The sequence below is a fragment of the Rhodopseudomonas sp. BR0G17 genome (assembly GCF_010907025.1).
GTDB classification, from domain to species: Bacteria; Pseudomonadota; Alphaproteobacteria; order Rhizobiales; family Xanthobacteraceae; genus Rhodopseudomonas; species Rhodopseudomonas palustris_H.
Genome location: NZ_QUML01000046.1, coordinates 1 through 14,215, shown reverse-complemented (window position 1 = coordinate 14,215; position 14,215 = coordinate 1). Strand labels below are relative to the sequence as shown.

Genomic DNA, 14,215 nt, shown 5'->3' with positions numbered 1-14,215 from the left:
AATTGGACCAACCATGCTCGCCAATGTCCCGTTACGGACGAAAATCACCACCCTCGTCGCTGTCTTGCTGATCGCGCTCTCCGGCCTCGGTTTACTTGGCCTGCTGCAGATGCGGACGTTGAATGCGAGCACTGTCGATATCGGCACCAATTGGATGCCGTCGGTCCGGGTTCTCGGCGAGATGCGCACCAACGTGGCGCTGTATCGCAACACGCTGCGCGCGCACTTGCTCGAAGCTACCACCGAACGCAAGCTGGCAATCGAGAAGCAACTCGCCGCATTCGATGAGGCGGTGAAGCAATCGCTGCGCACCTACGCGCCGATGGTCGCCACACCGGAAGAGCGCAAGCTGTACGACAACCTCGTCGCCTCTTGGACTAACTACATCAATCTCGCACCCGCTGGCCTCGAAATGTCTCGCAAGGCCGCTGGTGAGCTTCCGGTCGCCGCCAACGACTACATGCTGAAGACGATGGGCCCGATCAGCGCACAAATCGATGAGGTGCTGAAGAAGGACATCGAACTCAACGACAAGGGTGCAGCAGGCGCCACCGCGAGTGCGGAAGCGACCTATCTGTGGGCGATCTTCGTGATGATCGGCATCCTGGTCGTCGCGATCGCGATCGGCATCACTGCCAGCATCCTGGTGATCCGCGATCTGTCGCGGGGCATCGCCTCGATCGTCAAGCCGATGCAGGATTTCACCCGCGGCGATCTCTCCGCCGAGGTGCCGCATCGTGGCAAGAACACCGAGATCGGCGCCATGGCCGATGCGCTGCAGGTGTTCAAGCAGGCGCTGATCGATAAGCGCGCGGCCGATGCGGCCGCAGCCAAGGACGCCGAAGAGAAGATCGCCCGCGGCCACCGCATCGATGCCGCCACCCGGCAGTTCGAATCCTCCGTGGGCGAGATCGTTGAAACCGTATCGTCGGCTTCGACCGAACTGGAAGCTTCGGCGGGCACGCTGACGAAAACGGCGGAACACGCCCAGACGATCACCACCACCGTCGCAGCCGCCTCCGAACAGGCCTCTACCAACGTGCAGTCGGTGGCGTCGGCGACCGAGGAGATGACCTCGTCGATCAACGAGATCAGCCGGCAAGTGCAGGAATCCGCCCGCATCGCCGTCGAGGCGGTCGATCAGGCGCGCAAGACCAACGCGACCGTCGGCGAGCTGTCGCAGGCGGCCGCCCGGATCGGCGATGTGGTCGAACTGATCAACACCATCGCCGGCCAGACCAATCTGCTCGCACTCAACGCCACGATCGAAGCGGCGCGCGCCGGCGAAGCCGGCCGCGGCTTCGCCGTGGTGGCAGCCGAAGTGAAGGCTTTGGCCGAACAAACCTCGAAGGCGACCGGCGAAATCAGCCAGCATATCGGCGGCATCCAGGCGGCGACCGGCGAGTCGGTGTCGGCGATCCGCGAGATCGGCCACACCATCGAGCGGATGTCGGAGATCGCCTCCACGATCGCCTCGGCGGTCGAAGAACAAGGCGCCGCCACCCAGGAGATCGCCCGCAACGTTCAGCAAGCGGCGCGAGGCACCAACGAGGTGTCGGCCAACATCGTCGACGTGCAGCGCGGCGCCACTGAGACCGGCTCGGCATCAGCCCAGGTGCTGTCGGCGGCGCAATCGCTGTCGCAGGACTCTAACCGGTTGAAGGTCGAGGTCGCCAACTTCCTGCAGAGCGTCCGGGCCGCCTGAGCCGGCCTCCCCGCTCCACCGCACAACAAGAGCCGCGCGGCTGTCAGCTGCGCGGCTCGTTCGTTTCCGGCCTCCGATAAGATCCCGCTACGCCATCGCCACCTGTGGGCCGCGCCGCCGGCTGCGGAGCAACAGCATCAGTATGATCGCGACGTTGACCGCGTTCCACGCCATGCCGTTGACGAAGGCGGCCGCGTAGGAGCCGGTGGCGTCGAAGATCACCCCGGAAATCCAGCCGCCGAACGACATCCCCAGCACCGAGGCCATGATCACGATGCCGACCCGCGTCGCGGCCTCGCGCGCCGGCATCGCCTCGCGGACGATGATCGCATAGGCCGGCACGATGCCGCCCTGGAACAGGCCGAACATCGCCGAGATCACGTAAAGTGAACCCAGGCTGTCGAAGAACAGATAGAACATCAGCGCTGCGCCCTGCGCCACCGAGCCCAGCAGCAGCGTGCGGATGCCGCCGATCCGATCGGCCAGGAAGCCCGAGCCGATCCGGCTGATAATGCCGAACGCCAGCATCAGCGACAGCATCTCGGCGCCGCGCGCTGCGCCGTAGCCGAGGTCGCCGCAATAGGCGACGATATGGACCTGCGGCATCGCCATCGCCACGCAGCAGGCGATGCTGGCAACGCTCAGCAGCACCGTGAGCGTGTTGGTAGGAAGCTGCAGATCGATCTTCGGCGGCGGCGCTGCGGCGTGGCTGGCAGCGGCGTGGCCGCGCATCCTGGCGCGCAGGATCAGCACCATCAGCGTCATCGCGACGACACAGAACCCGCCGATCGCCAGATGAGTGGCGCGCCAGCCGATGCTGGCGCTGCCCCAATTGACCAGCGGCGGCCAGATCGTGCCGGCGAGATAATTGCCGCTGGCGGCGATGGTCACTGCCAGCCCGCGATAGCGCTCGAACCAGTGCGAGGCTTCGGCCATCAGCGGGCCGAACGTCGCCGAGGCGCCGGCGCCGATCAGGAAATGGAAGGCGGCGAACTGCCAGAGCGCAGCCGACAGCCCGGCGCCGGCATAGCCGAGCCCGAGCAGGCCAATGCCGCTGCCGATCGCAATCACGATACCGAACCGGTCGGTGAGCTTGCCGGTGGCGACGCCGCCGAGGCCGAAGCCGAGCATCGCCATGGTGAAGGCCAGCGAGGCTGCCCCACGGCTGGCGGCGAACTCCGCCTGCACCAGCGGCAGCACCACCACCACCGACCACATCCCGACGCTGCCGATCGAGCCGATCACCAGCGCCACTCCGAGCCGAACCCACGCCTGGCGCGAGTCGAGCGTGAACGCCGGCGTTTTGCCGGTCTTTTCCACGAGCGTTTCCATTTGCACAGAGTTTCGGGCGCCGGCCTCGGGGTCAAGGCCGCCGGCCAGCGCCCTGCCATGCGGTCGCACCCAGGGCGGCGTTAACCCTTTGCTAACCATGAACCGGGCAAATTTTGCCCAGTGAAGAAGTGTCGTCGGCCGCGAAAAACGGGGAATGCCCGTGGACGCCAGTGCGCTGCCTCACGTCGGACCCAGCGCCCCTCCGGTCGCTGCGAAGACGTCCGGGCGGCGCAAGCGACGCGCACAGGGGACTGCGGCTGAAATGACGGACACCACGGTCGGCCAGGGCACGGGCGCCGGCATTCCCAGCCTCAAAGAAATGATCGCCATACTGCGGCGCGGCGACCTCGCGCTCGCGATCGGCGTGCTGACCATCCTGGTCGTCCTGATCCTGCCGCTGCCGGCGATCATTCTCGACCTGTTCCTGGCGATCTCGATCACACTGTCGATCTTGATCCTGATGACGTCGCTGTTCATTCAGGCGCCGCTGGAATTCTCGTCGTTCCCGACCGTGCTGCTGATCTCGACCATGCTGCGGCTGTCGCTGAACATGGCGTCGACCCGGCTGATCCTGTCGCACGGCCATGAGGGCACCGCGGCCGCCGGTCACGTCATCGAGGCGTTCGGCGGCTTCGTGATGGGCGGCAATTTCGTGATCGGGATCATCGTCTTTACGATCCTGATCATCGTCAACTTCGTCGTCATCACCAAGGGTTCGGGCCGTATCGCCGAAGTCGCGGCACGCTTCCAGTTGGACTCGATGCCCGGCAAGCAGATGGCGATCGACGCCGACCTGTCGGCCGGACTGATCGACGAAGCCACCGCCAAAGCGCGGCGCAAGGAGCTGGAGGACGAAAGCGGCTTCTTCGGCGCCATGGACGGTGCCTCGAAGTTCGTCCGCGGCGACGCCATCGCCGGCCTGCTGATCGTGTTCATCAACGTGATCGGCGGCATCATCATCGGTGTGGCGCAGCAGGGGCTGTCGTTCTCCGAAGCCGGCCACACCTACACGCTGCTGACGGTCGGCGACGGCTTGGTGACCCAGATCCCGGCGCTGATCGTTTCGACCGCGGCGGGCCTGTTGGTGTCGAAGGCCGGCATCTCCGGCTCGGCCGACAAGGCGATGATGGGCCAGCTCTCCGGATATCCGCAGGCGCTGGGCATGGCGGCCGCGGTGATGCTGGTGCTGGCGGTGTTGCCGGGCATTCCCACCATTCCGTTCCTAGCGCTGGGCAGCGGCTCGGCCTTCCTGGCCTTGAAGGCGCGCAAGCGGAAGGCGGAAGTCACCGCCGAAAAGGCGCAGGCCGCAGTCGCGCCGGAAGCCGCCGCAGCTGCAGCCGCGGCAGCGTCCGCCGAAGAGCCGATCGCGGCGGCGCTGAAGATCGACGATCTGAAGATCGAGCTCGGCTACGCGCTGCTGCCGCTGGTCAACGGGCCGGACGGCACCGACCGCCTCACCGAACAGATCAAGGCGCTGCGCCGCTCGCTGGCGATCGAAATGGGCTTCGTGATGCCGGCGGTGCGCATCCTCGACAACGTCCAGCTCGAGGCCAACACGTACGTCATCAAGATCAAGGAAGTCGACGCCGGCACCGGCCGGATCTGGCCGAACCAGTTCATGGTGATGGACCCGGCTGGCGAGCAGGTGACGGTGCCCGGCATCCACACCACCGAGCCGACCTTCGGCCTGCCCGCCACCTGGGTCGACGCCAACTTCAAGGAAGAGGCGTCGCTGAAGGGCTACACGGTGGTCGACGCCGCCACCGTGCTGTCGACCCACCTGACCGAGTTGCTCAAGGCCAACATGTCCGACCTGTTGTCCTATGGCGAAACCCAGAAGCTGCTCAAAGACCTGCCGAAAGAACAGGGCGAACTCGTCAAGGACATCGTCCCGGGTCAGATCACCGTCTCGGGCATCCAGCGCGTGCTCCAGCTGCTGCTCGCCGAGCGCGTCTCGATCCGCGACCTGTCGACCATCCTCGAAGGCATCGCCGAAGCGCTGGCGTTCTCGCGGAATCCGTCGACCATCGTCGAGCACGTCCGTGCCCGGCTGGCCCGCCAGATCTGTGCGCAGAACACCTCATACAACGGCTACCTGCCGCTGATCGCGCTGTCAGCCAAATGGGAGCAGGCGTTCGCCGAATCGATCATCGGCCAGGGCGAAGACCGCACCCTGGCGATGGCGCCGTCGAAGCTGTCGGAATTCATGACCGCGGTGCGCGACAAGTTCGAACAGGCCGCCCGCGAAGGCGAAGCCCCGGTGCTGGTGACCTCCGCCTCGATCCGGCCGTTCGTCCGCTCGCTGGTCGAACGCTTCCGGGCCCAGACCACGGTGATGTCGCAGGCCGAGATCCATCCGCGGGCGCGGTTGAAGACGGTCGGCAGCGTTTAAAGCCGCCCGGTTCCCAGCCTTTGGAAGACAAGGCGGCTGCGCGACTTTTGCGCAACAGACAAGGTCTATCGGCCTGGAGTGGTATTTTGCTGCCAATGGCCGTGGGAACGGCCAAGGCAGCCTCACCGCACCTGATTTGATTAATTTTCAGTAAGTTAAGCGCGCTTTTCGCACTGCATTCTCGCGCACTATCACGCTTGTTCACGCGTTTGTGACGCCCTCTGCGGAACGGCCGGGCGATTTCCTACGTTTTCTGCGTGAGTTCTTTGAACCTGCTTCGGGATCGCAAACACGAATTTCCGAGGGTGGAGAAGACACCAGGAGGCTCCGCATGAACCATTCGATCTACAGTGCCGATCGCAGCACCCACTTGAAGATTGTGGCGGTGGCTCTGGTCGCCGGGATCGCGGTGGCGGGCCTCGGCATCACCGCGCGGCTTGGGGCCGACGACGGCTACACCCAGACTGCCAAGGTGATCAAAGCCGGCAAACCGACCGCGATCAGCAAGGCGGAAACGATGGTGATCCGCTAACCGTTCCAGCGTTCACGCATGCCAGATAGCCCCCCTGGCTGACGCGTGAGCTGAGGAGGTCCCACTCACCCCAAGTGGAGACCCAAAGGAAAACGCCCGCTCCCCACGGGCGTTTTTCTTTTGTGCGATGAAGTTGGTCGCGCCGTTGGTCGAGCTGTTCAGCTCTTGTCCGCACGCGTCTCAGAGCGCGGTTCGAAATAATCAGCTTGGGCAAAACCTGAGGACGACGAGCGGCAACGCGTCGTCTCCGCCATGGACCAGTCGATTACTGCCGTGGCGTGTTTCGGATCGGCTCCGGCGGCACACTTTCCACCAGCTTTCCGGTGAACACGATCGGGCCGGTGGCGACGCCGGTCGGCGAGCCGCCTTCGGGCTCGACCGTCACCGCGTAAGTTGCCTTGCTAACTAGGTCGGGATCGTACGACGACAGCACCGGATTGACGGTGAAATCGCGGTTGCCGATCACGCCGAGCGACCGCGGCTTCTGCAGCTTGTCGGAGACGATCCAGAGTTCGTAGCTCTTGCCCGGCTCGGGCGACGCGGCAACGCGGCGCACCGTGAAGGTCTTGGTGCCGGCATCGACGGTGAGGATGAAGGCCGGCGCGTTGCCGTCCTTCTGCAGCACGGCGACGTATTGCGCCGGCACCGCCGGCGGCGGCGTTTCCACCTTGACGATCTGCGTGCGGATCGGCGGACGAACCGCGTCCGGCAACAGGTCCGGCTGATACACCTGCGCGCCGACCACCAGCAGCAGCGAGGCTGCGATCGCGCTCGACAGCATCGCCACGCCGCGCCAGATGTAGGCGCGCTTGGCGAAGTGCACGACGCGTTTGGATTCCGGACTGAGTTCGGTCGACTCGCTGACGGGTGCGGGTCCGGTATCGTTGGCAGGGCGCGGCAAGATCGGATCTCCCGGCGCGCCGAGCACTCCGGCACTGGCGACGTCACCGATCGGCGGCGCAGCCGGCGGCGGCACCGCGCGCTGTGACTCGGCGGCGATCGCCGCCTTGATCCGATCCCATACCTCGCCGCGCGGCTCGACCAGCCCGACCATCTGATTAAGCGCGCCGAGCTTCAGCTCCCACGCTTTGACCAGCGCGGCGAACTCCGCATCGCTGCGCATCAGCGCCTCGGCTTCCGCCCATTCGGCGGCGTCGAGCGTGCCGAGTGCGTATTCCGCGGCGAGCGCGCTATGGTCTTCGCTGTGGGCCATCAGGTCAGTCCCAAACACCCCCGAACATCGAGCAGGCTGCGGCGCAGCCAGGTCTTGATCGTGTTGGCCGGAGCGCCGAACTTGGCGCCGAGCTGCTCACGGCTCCAGCCGTTGTAGTACGCCAGCAGAACCAGTTTCTGCCGTTCGGGCTCCAAACGGCCGATGCACTCCAGAAGCCGCTTCAGCTCCTCGGTCATCTCCCGGCGCGCCAGCGGGTCAGGCGTCTCCGCCGCGACGTCATTGGCGGACGGCTCCTCCTCGATCGAGACTTCGCCGCGCTTGCGCGCGACGTCGATCGCCCGGTTGCGCGCGATCGACGCCATCCAGGTGATCGGCGAAGCCACCTTGGAATCGAACTGCGCAGCGTTGTTCCAGATCTTGACGTAGGCGTCCTGAATGACTTCTTCGGCGAGATCCTGTCGCCGCAAGATACGAAGCACGACGCCGAACAGTTTCGCCCGCGTCGCATCGTAGAGTCGCTGGAACGCGTCCTGGTCGCGCTCGGCGACCGCGGCGATCAGCGAAACCAACTCAGCCGGCGACAGCATTCCGAGACCTCACCATGGCCGTTGCGGCCACGCCCCCCGTTCCGGCCGAGCGGCCCGAACCACAGCAGCATATCGTGCAACACAGTGTTCCACCACGCCACTGCATAGGCTGTGGATACCGCAAACGAAAGCCCGGACCGAGGGCCCGGGCTGTTTCGACGCAAAGTTGCGAAAGGTCAGGCGACGGCGCCCGCCCCACCAAGCCGTGCACGCATCAGGCCGATGCTGTCGAGGTCCGCCTGCTCGCGGGCGCTTTCCTCGGCGCGTTCGCGGGCCTGGTCGCGCTCGTCGAGCAATTCGACCTTCTTCATCTCGTCGAACGCCTCGGAAAGCTGGCCCCGGGCTTCTTCGAGCTGCACCCGCAGCTCGTCGGCAGAGCGGGTCAGGTTCTCGCGGCGCTGAATCGCCGCTTTGGCATAGGTCGGATAAGCGAAGTGGCTGGGGTCCGTGATCCCCGCGCGTTCCTGCTCGGTGACGATTTCGCGCTCGAGATCGGCCGACATCCGCTCGAAATCCGCGATCATCGCTTCGATCTGGGCAACCCGTCTGCGCCGCTCGTCGACCTGAAACTTCTTCAGACGGATCAGCGTTTCGCGTGACTTCATCGACTCGTACTCCCCAGAAGTCCCAGTTCAACGCGGGACATCGCCGGATGGTCACGACGGGGCCACCCGGCAAATCGATTGACGTGCCAAGCATGATGGCCGGACAAAGTTAGCGTTCCGTTTCCGAATTACTCAGGATCTGCTCCAATTGGGCATATCCTGACTGCAAGCTGGTCGCCTCGTCCTTGCCTTGGCGGAGGAAATCCTCCAGCGGCTCGTGCAGCCGCACCGCTTCGTCGACTTCGGCGCTCGAGCCGGGACGATACGCGCCGAGCCGGATCAGCTCTTCCATGTCAGCGTAGGTTGCCATGATCTGCCGCGCTCGTTTGATCATCGGCAGATAAACCGGATCGGCCGATTTCGGCATGGTTCGCGACACCGACTTCAGCACGTTGATGGCCGGATAGCGGCCGCGCTCGGCAATCGAGCGCTGCATCACAATGTGGCCATCGAGAATGCCGCGCACCGCGTCGGCGACCGGCTCGTTGTGATCGTCGCCGTCGACCAGCACGGTGAAGATGCCGGTGATGGTGCCTTCGCCCAGCCCGGGCCCGGCGCGTTCGAGCAGCTTCGGCAGTTCGGTGAACACTGTCGGCGTGTAGCCTTTGGCGGTCGGCGGCTCGCCGGCCGACAGCCCGATCTCACGCTGCGCCATCGCAAAACGCGTGACCGAGTCCATCAGGCACAGCACGTCCTTGTCGTTGTCGCGGAAGTATTCGGCGATCGCCAACGTCAGATACGCTGCCTGCCGCCGCATCAGCGCCGGCTCGTCCGACGTCGCGACCACAACCACGGAACGCGCGAGACCTTCCTCGCCGAGATCGTCCTGCAGGAACTCCTGCACCTCGCGGCCGCGTTCGCCGATCAGCCCGATCACCGACACCGCGGCATCGACGTTGCGAGCGAGCATCGACAGCAGCACGGACTTACCAACGCCGGAACCGGCGAAGATACCCATGCGCTGCCCACGGCAGCAGGTGAGAAAGGTGTTGAGTGCACGCACACCGAGATCGAGCGGCATGCCGACGCGCTTGCGCGAATGCGCCGGCGGCGGCTGATTGCGGAACGGCATCGGCGACGGACCTTGTACCAGCGGCCCCTTGCCGTCGATCGGTTCGCCCAAAGCGTTAACGACGCGGCCGAGCCAATGCGGCGACGGTCGCACCTGAGCGGCAGCGTTCGCGATGATCGCACGGCAGCCGCGACGCACACCTTCGAGTCCTGCGAACGGCATGACGATGGCGTTGTTACCGGTGAAACCGATCACTTCGCACGGGATCGCACGGTTGGCGCCGGTTTCGACAACGATGCGTGCGCCAACGCTCATCGCGTGAATCGGCCCGGCGATCTCGACCATCAGACCGCGCACGCCGACGACGCGTCCATAGGTATTGACGCTGTCGATGTCGCCGATCTGTTCCGCCAGGGCCTTCATTGCGAAACTCTTAAGTTCATCGACGCGGGGCCTGTCGCCTTAACTTCGTGTTTACCCGCATCGTTAATCATTGCGTCACTGTCTTTGGTAGCTGAGCACGCTTGCCCCTCAGAATGAAGGGTGAGTCGCAAGAGTCGGTTGACGCCGACTCTTAAAGTGGAACTTGAAGGGGCCGGCCGACAAAAAGCTGCTTTCCCGCAACACCTTAGTGCGATTCGAGAAAAATTGCACGACAGGACCTTGCGGAGCCGAATCAGTTTTTGTTAACCATTCCTCGTCAGGATCCGAATCAGTTCTTCAAAGGCGTTTCCAGTGCCGCAAGTGTGCGGACGCCTGACGCCCGTAGCGGCGCTTAGAGGGGACTGGCATGCGCGTATTGCTGATTGAAGATGACAGCGCGACTGCGCAGTCGATCGAATTGATGCTCAAATCCGAGAGTTTCAATGTCTACACGACGGATCTCGGTGAAGAAGGCGTCGACCTCGGCAAGCTGTACGACTACGACATCATCCTGCTTGATCTGAACCTGCCGGACATGTCCGGTTATGATGTTCTCAAGCAGCTTCGCGTCTCGAAGATCAAAACTCCGATCCTGATCCTGTCCGGTCTCGCCGGCATCGAGGACAAGGTGAAGGGTCTGGGCGTCGGTGCCGACGACTACATGACCAAGCCGTTCCACAAGGACGAGCTGGTCGCGCGCATCCACGCGATCGTCCGCCGCTCGAAGGGGCACGCCCAGTCGGTGATCCAGACCGGCGATCTCGTCGTCAATCTCGACACCAAGACCGTCGAAGTCGGCGGCCAGCGCGTGCATCTGACCGGCAAGGAATATCAGATGCTGGAGCTGCTCTCCCTGCGGAAGGGCACCACGCTGACCAAGGAAATGTTCCTGAACCACCTCTATGGTGGCATGGACGAGCCGGAACTGAAGATCATCGACGTATTCATCTGCAAGCTGCGCAAGAAGCTCGCCAACGCTTCCGACGGTCGCAACTTCATCGAAACGGTCTGGGGCCGTGGCTACGTGCTGCGCGAACCGTCCGAGGACGACGTCCGCATCCCGGCCTAACTGGTTCTACCAAGAGCGCCCTCGGGCGCTCTCCTTCCGAGTGGTCCTTGACCCCGCCGCAAATGGCGGGGTTTTTGTTTTTGGGATGCCGCTCTGTCCCCGCCAACTCCCCTCGCCTCAGTCATTCCGGGGTGCGCCCATCGGCGCGTACCAGCAATCTGACGCGGGGACGACTTGGGCAGCTTGCACAACAATCTCGGGATTCCGGGCTCGCGCGCTGATGCGAGCGCCCCGGAATGACGAAAGGTGTGGAGCAGTGATGCAGATGAAGAACCGAAGGCTCCGTGCCTCAGCCGGCGCGCAGGCTGCTGAGGGCGGAAGTCGCGGGGAACGCCGGGACGATCGACGGCGCCGACTTCATGTTCGGTAGATACACGCCGCGGCGCGAATTGTGCGGCTTGAACGCGTCGGTCAGACCCACCACGGTCTCGGCGGCGCCGAGGGTCAGATAGCCGTCCGGCTCGAGCCGCTTGGCGATCCGCTCCAAGATGGCGACCTTGGTGGTCTGATCGAAATAGATCAGCACGTTGCGGCAGAACACGATGTCGAAGGTGCCGAGCGACGAGAAGTCGTGCAGCAGGTTGAGCTGGCGATGCTGCACCATGGCGCGGATCTCGGGGCTGAGCTCCCACACCTCGCCGGCCTGCTTGAAGTACTTTACCAGCAGCTGGATCGGCAGCCCGCGCTGGACTTCGAACTGGCTGAACAGGCCCGACTTGGATTTCTCCAGCACCTGCGGCGACAGATCGGTGGCGATGATCTCGAACCGCCAGCCGGCCACAGCCGGGCCAAGCTCCTTGAGCGTCATCGCGATCGAATACGGCTCCTGGCCGGTCGATGACGCCGCACACCAGATCCGCAGCGAACGCCGCGCCGCACGTGCCTGCAGCAGCGCCGGCAGCATCTCCTCGCGCAGGTGATCGAACGGCACCTTGTCGCGGAAGAAGAACGTTTCGTTGGTGGTCATCGCCTCGACGACGTCGGAGATCAGCGATTCCGCGCCCATCCCCTTCATCTTCAGCACCAGGTCGCTGATGCCCCCGAGGCTGAGCCGACGCGCCAGCGGCAGCAGTCGGCTCTCCACCAAATATTGTTTGTCGGCCGACAGATCGAGCCCGGAACGCTCCTTCAGGAGCTTGCGGAGGAAATCGTAATCCTGTGGGTTCACGAGCGGTCTCCTGCGAACAGGCGCACCACTTTCGGGCCAATCTGATTGAGCGGCAGCACCGCGGCGCAGACGCCGGCATTGGCGACAGCGCCCGGCATGCCCCACACCACGCTGGAGGCTTCGTCCTGCGCGATCACGCTGCCGCCAGCCGCGACGATGTCCTTGCCGCCGCGCATGCCGTCCGAACCCATGCCGGTCAGCACCACGGCGAGAATGCCGCTCTGCCAAACTTCGATCGCCGACATGAACAACGGATCGACCGCAGGCTTGCAGAAGTTCACCGGCGGACCGTCGTCGAGCGCGATCACCGGATTGCCACCCTGCTTGGCGACACGCATGTGCTTGCCGCCGGGGGCCAGATAGATGTTGCCGGGCTTGATGGCTTCGCCTTCGATGCCTTCATGCGCCGGACGGCGGCTGGCGCGCGCCAGGTGCTCGGCCAGAATGGTCGTGAAGGTCGGCGGCATATGCTGGGTGATCAGCACCGGGAAACGATCGATCACCGGGCCAATATCGGCCACCATCGACATCAGAGCCTGTGGCCCACCGGTCGACGAGCCGATCAGCAGGACGCGCGGCGCGGTCGGACCGAACGAGCGCTTCACCAGCGCAGCCTGGCTGGCAACGGTCGGCGTGGCCACGGCGGGATGCGGCACCGGAGCCGGATGCGGTTCGCGCGCGATCGCCGGCGCAGCAACTCCGGGCACAGCGCGGCGGCGAACCCGGCCGCCGAGCGACCGGATCTTCTGCAGCAGATCGTGCTTGAAGATATCGGCGGCCTGCGGCTCGCGGGTAGTTTCCGGCTTCGGGATGTAATCGGCGGCGCCGAGCGACAGCGCCTTGAAGCTGATCTCCGCGTTGCGGCGGGTCAGCGTCGACGCCATGATCACGACCAAGTCGCGCTTCTTGGCGAGCAACTGCGGCAGCGCCGAAATGCCATCGAGTTCGGGCATTTCGATATCGAGCACCGCGACGTCGGGGCGTACCCGTTCGAGCTGATTGACGGCGTCGAGCCCGGTGCGCAGCGATGCTGCGACCACCATGTCCGGCTCGGCCTCGACCCATCTGGAGATCAAACCGCGGATGACGACCGAGTCGTCGACGATCATCACGCGCAACGGCTCATATTGCGCCGAATTCGTAGCGGGACTACCTGCCAAAGCTACGCTCATAGAACACCGACGCAACGCATACTTCCACTCCCCACCGCGTCCCACACCGCGGCGTCAAAACCGGCCGTCCGACCCCCGTCAGATCAGGCCGACTTCCTGAAACTTCGCCGTGACGATGTCTTTGTCGAACGGCTTCATGATGTACTCGTTGGCGCCGGCATGCAGCGCCCGCGCGATGTGCGCGACGTCGTTCTCGGTGGTGCAGAACACCACCTTCGGCGCGTCGCCACCGGGCATCCGGCGCAGATTGCGCAGGAACTCGTAGCCATCCATCACCGGCATGTTCCAATCGAGCAGAACGGCATCGGGCAGCCCGTGCTTGCAGGCTTCGAGCGCCTTCTCGCCGTCTTCAGCTTCGACGATCTCGAAGTCGAGACCTTCAAGGATGCGCCGCGCGACCTTCCGGATGACGCTCGAGTCGTCGACCACCAGACATGTCTTCATTTTCTGCCTCTATCAGTTCACGCCCGGATGGGCAGTTCCTGCGATTGCGCCGCAATCAGTCCAGACGTTATGCAGCCATACGTTGAGTTGCGATTTCGAGCACTTTGTCGACGTCGAGGACGACCATGAGCTGTCCGTCGAGGCGGTGGACGCCGTTGGCGAAGGAGGCCATGCGGGGGTCGAGGTTGACCGGGTTGGTCTCGCGGCCCTCGTCCGGCAGGGTCAGCACTTCGCCGATGGAGTCGATCAGAAGGCCATAGGATTCGCCGCGCAGGTCGACGCCCATCGCCATCGGCGGCTTGCCGTCCTGGTTCTTGGGCAGGCCGAGCCGGGCCCGCATGTCGATCGCAGTGACGATCCGGCCGCGCAGGTTCAGAACGCCGGCGACGTCGTCGGGGGCCAGCGGCACCCGGGTCAGCCGTTCCGGCATGAACACATCCTGCACCCGGCTGATCGGCAAGCCGAACAGCTGGCCGCCGATCATCGCGGTGGCGAACTGGGTGGTGTTGCCGCTGATCGCGTCGATGGTGCGGCTCATCGCGGGGGTGTCCTTCCTGGTCTCGCTCATGCCGCCTGCTCCAGCACTTCGGGCGTCGCATG

General features: G+C 64.6%; 13 protein-coding genes. 4 read left to right on the top strand and 9 right to left on the bottom strand.

The genetic code is table 11. The features are described from left to right. The first annotated feature begins 13 nt into the window (after positions 1-13). Positions 14-1,705, top strand: a complete 1,692-nt coding sequence (locus tag DY467_RS23450; protein ID WP_164639349.1) for a methyl-accepting chemotaxis protein — start codon at positions 14-16, stop codon at positions 1,703-1,705. 87 nt (positions 1,706-1,792) lie between these two features. Here DY467_RS23450 and DY467_RS23445 read toward each other — a convergent pair whose 3' ends face one another. Beyond that, positions 1,793-3,037, bottom strand: coding sequence for an MFS transporter (locus tag DY467_RS23445; protein WP_164639347.1), 1,245 nt, complete (start codon positions 3,035-3,037; stop codon positions 1,793-1,795). A gap of 160 nt (positions 3,038-3,197) precedes the next feature. On the opposite strand from DY467_RS23445, the gene flhA reads away from it, so the two are divergent. Together flhA and DY467_RS23435 are read left to right on the top strand one after the other, a co-directional pair. Then, positions 3,198-5,429: a flagellar biosynthesis protein FlhA gene (flhA, locus tag DY467_RS23440; RefSeq protein ID WP_107346503.1), complete on the top strand. Its 2,232-nt coding sequence runs from the start codon at positions 3,198-3,200 to the stop codon at positions 5,427-5,429. 331 nt (positions 5,430-5,760) lie between these two features. Further along, complete coding sequence (locus tag DY467_RS23435) at positions 5,761-5,961, top strand: hypothetical protein (RefSeq protein ID WP_107343628.1); 201 nt, start codon at positions 5,761-5,763, stop codon at positions 5,959-5,961. A 265-nt stretch (positions 5,962-6,226) separates the two neighbouring features. On the opposite strand, the gene DY467_RS23430 is transcribed toward DY467_RS23435, so the two are convergent. The 4 genes from DY467_RS23430 to fliI all read right to left on the bottom strand — a co-directional run bounded on the left by DY467_RS23430 (position 6,227) and on the right by fliI (position 9,762). Then, positions 6,227-7,174 carry an anti-sigma factor gene (locus tag DY467_RS23430; protein ID WP_164573290.1) on the bottom strand — a complete coding sequence of 316 codons (948 nt, stop codon included), beginning with the start codon at positions 7,172-7,174 and terminating at the stop codon, positions 6,227-6,229. Further along, complete coding sequence (locus DY467_RS23425; protein ID WP_107343626.1) at positions 7,174-7,722, bottom strand: sigma-70 family RNA polymerase sigma factor; 549 nt, start codon at positions 7,720-7,722, stop codon at positions 7,174-7,176. Before DY467_RS23425 ends, DY467_RS23430 begins: the two co-directional genes overlap by 1 nt. A gap of 176 nt (positions 7,723-7,898) precedes the next feature. Further along, positions 7,899-8,327, bottom strand: coding sequence for a flagellar export protein FliJ (gene fliJ / locus DY467_RS23420; RefSeq protein WP_107354820.1), 429 nt, complete (start codon positions 8,325-8,327; stop codon positions 7,899-7,901). A gap of 109 nt (positions 8,328-8,436) precedes the next feature. Next, on the bottom strand, positions 8,437-9,762 hold the full coding sequence (fliI, locus tag DY467_RS23415) for a flagellar protein export ATPase FliI (protein ID WP_107343625.1): 1,326 nt from the start codon (positions 9,760-9,762) through the stop codon (positions 8,437-8,439). Positions 9,763-10,129: 367 nt separating this feature from the next. Between fliI and ctrA the strand changes: the two genes are divergently transcribed. Further along, on the top strand, positions 10,130-10,831 hold the full coding sequence (gene ctrA / locus DY467_RS23410) for a response regulator transcription factor CtrA (protein WP_011157191.1): 702 nt from the start codon (positions 10,130-10,132) through the stop codon (positions 10,829-10,831). 289 nt (positions 10,832-11,120) lie between these two features. On the opposite strand, the gene DY467_RS23405 is transcribed toward ctrA, so the two are convergent. From DY467_RS23405 to DY467_RS23390, 4 genes are all read right to left on the bottom strand, one after another. Then, entirely contained in the window at positions 11,121-11,999 is an 879-nt protein-coding gene (locus DY467_RS23405) for a CheR family methyltransferase (RefSeq protein ID WP_164639345.1), read from the bottom strand. After that, a complete protein-coding gene (locus DY467_RS23400; protein WP_164639344.1) occupies positions 11,996-13,171 on the bottom strand; it encodes a protein-glutamate methylesterase/protein-glutamine glutaminase in 1,176 nt (391 codons plus the stop codon). Before DY467_RS23400 ends, DY467_RS23405 begins: the two co-directional genes overlap by 4 nt. A gap of 78 nt (positions 13,172-13,249) precedes the next feature. Further along, positions 13,250-13,615 (bottom strand): response regulator, encoded by a 366-nt coding sequence (locus DY467_RS23395; RefSeq protein WP_011157188.1) that lies wholly within the window; start codon positions 13,613-13,615, stop codon positions 13,250-13,252. Positions 13,616-13,682: 67 nt separating this feature from the next. Further along, the gene (locus DY467_RS23390) at positions 13,683-14,153 is read right to left on the bottom strand and encodes a chemotaxis protein CheW (protein WP_174270123.1); all 471 of its coding nucleotides are present in this window, start codon (positions 14,151-14,153) and stop codon (positions 13,683-13,685) included. Positions 14,154-14,215: the final 62 nt, after the last annotated feature.

What these genes read in the sequence shown, in the direction of transcription:
- DY467_RS23450 (WP_164639349.1), top strand. Translation starts at nt 14, where the DNA reads ATGCTCGCCAATGTCCCGTTACGGACGAAAATCACCACCCTCGTCGCT.
- DY467_RS23445 (WP_164639347.1), bottom strand. Translation starts at nt 3,037, where the DNA reads ATGGAAACGCTCGTGGAAAAGACCGGCAAAACGCCGGCGTTCACGCTC.
- DY467_RS23435 (WP_107343628.1), top strand. Translation starts at nt 5,761, where the DNA reads ATGAACCATTCGATCTACAGTGCCGATCGCAGCACCCACTTGAAGATT.
- DY467_RS23430 (WP_164573290.1), bottom strand. Translation starts at nt 7,174, where the DNA reads ATGGCCCACAGCGAAGACCATAGCGCGCTCGCCGCGGAATACGCACTC.
- DY467_RS23425 (WP_107343626.1), bottom strand. Translation starts at nt 7,722, where the DNA reads ATGCTGTCGCCGGCTGAGTTGGTTTCGCTGATCGCCGCGGTCGCCGAG.
- fliJ (WP_107354820.1), bottom strand. Translation starts at nt 8,327, where the DNA reads ATGAAGTCACGCGAAACGCTGATCCGTCTGAAGAAGTTTCAGGTCGAC.
- fliI (WP_107343625.1), bottom strand. Translation starts at nt 9,762, where the DNA reads ATGAAGGCCCTGGCGGAACAGATCGGCGACATCGACAGCGTCAATACC.
- ctrA (WP_011157191.1), top strand. Translation starts at nt 10,130, where the DNA reads ATGCGCGTATTGCTGATTGAAGATGACAGCGCGACTGCGCAGTCGATC.
- DY467_RS23400 (WP_164639344.1), bottom strand. Translation starts at nt 13,171, where the DNA reads ATGAGCGTAGCTTTGGCAGGTAGTCCCGCTACGAATTCGGCGCAATAT.
- DY467_RS23395 (WP_011157188.1), bottom strand. Translation starts at nt 13,615, where the DNA reads ATGAAGACATGTCTGGTGGTCGACGACTCGAGCGTCATCCGGAAGGTC.
- DY467_RS23390 (WP_174270123.1), bottom strand. Translation starts at nt 14,153, where the DNA reads ATGAGCCGCACCATCGACGCGATCAGCGGCAACACCACCCAGTTCGCC.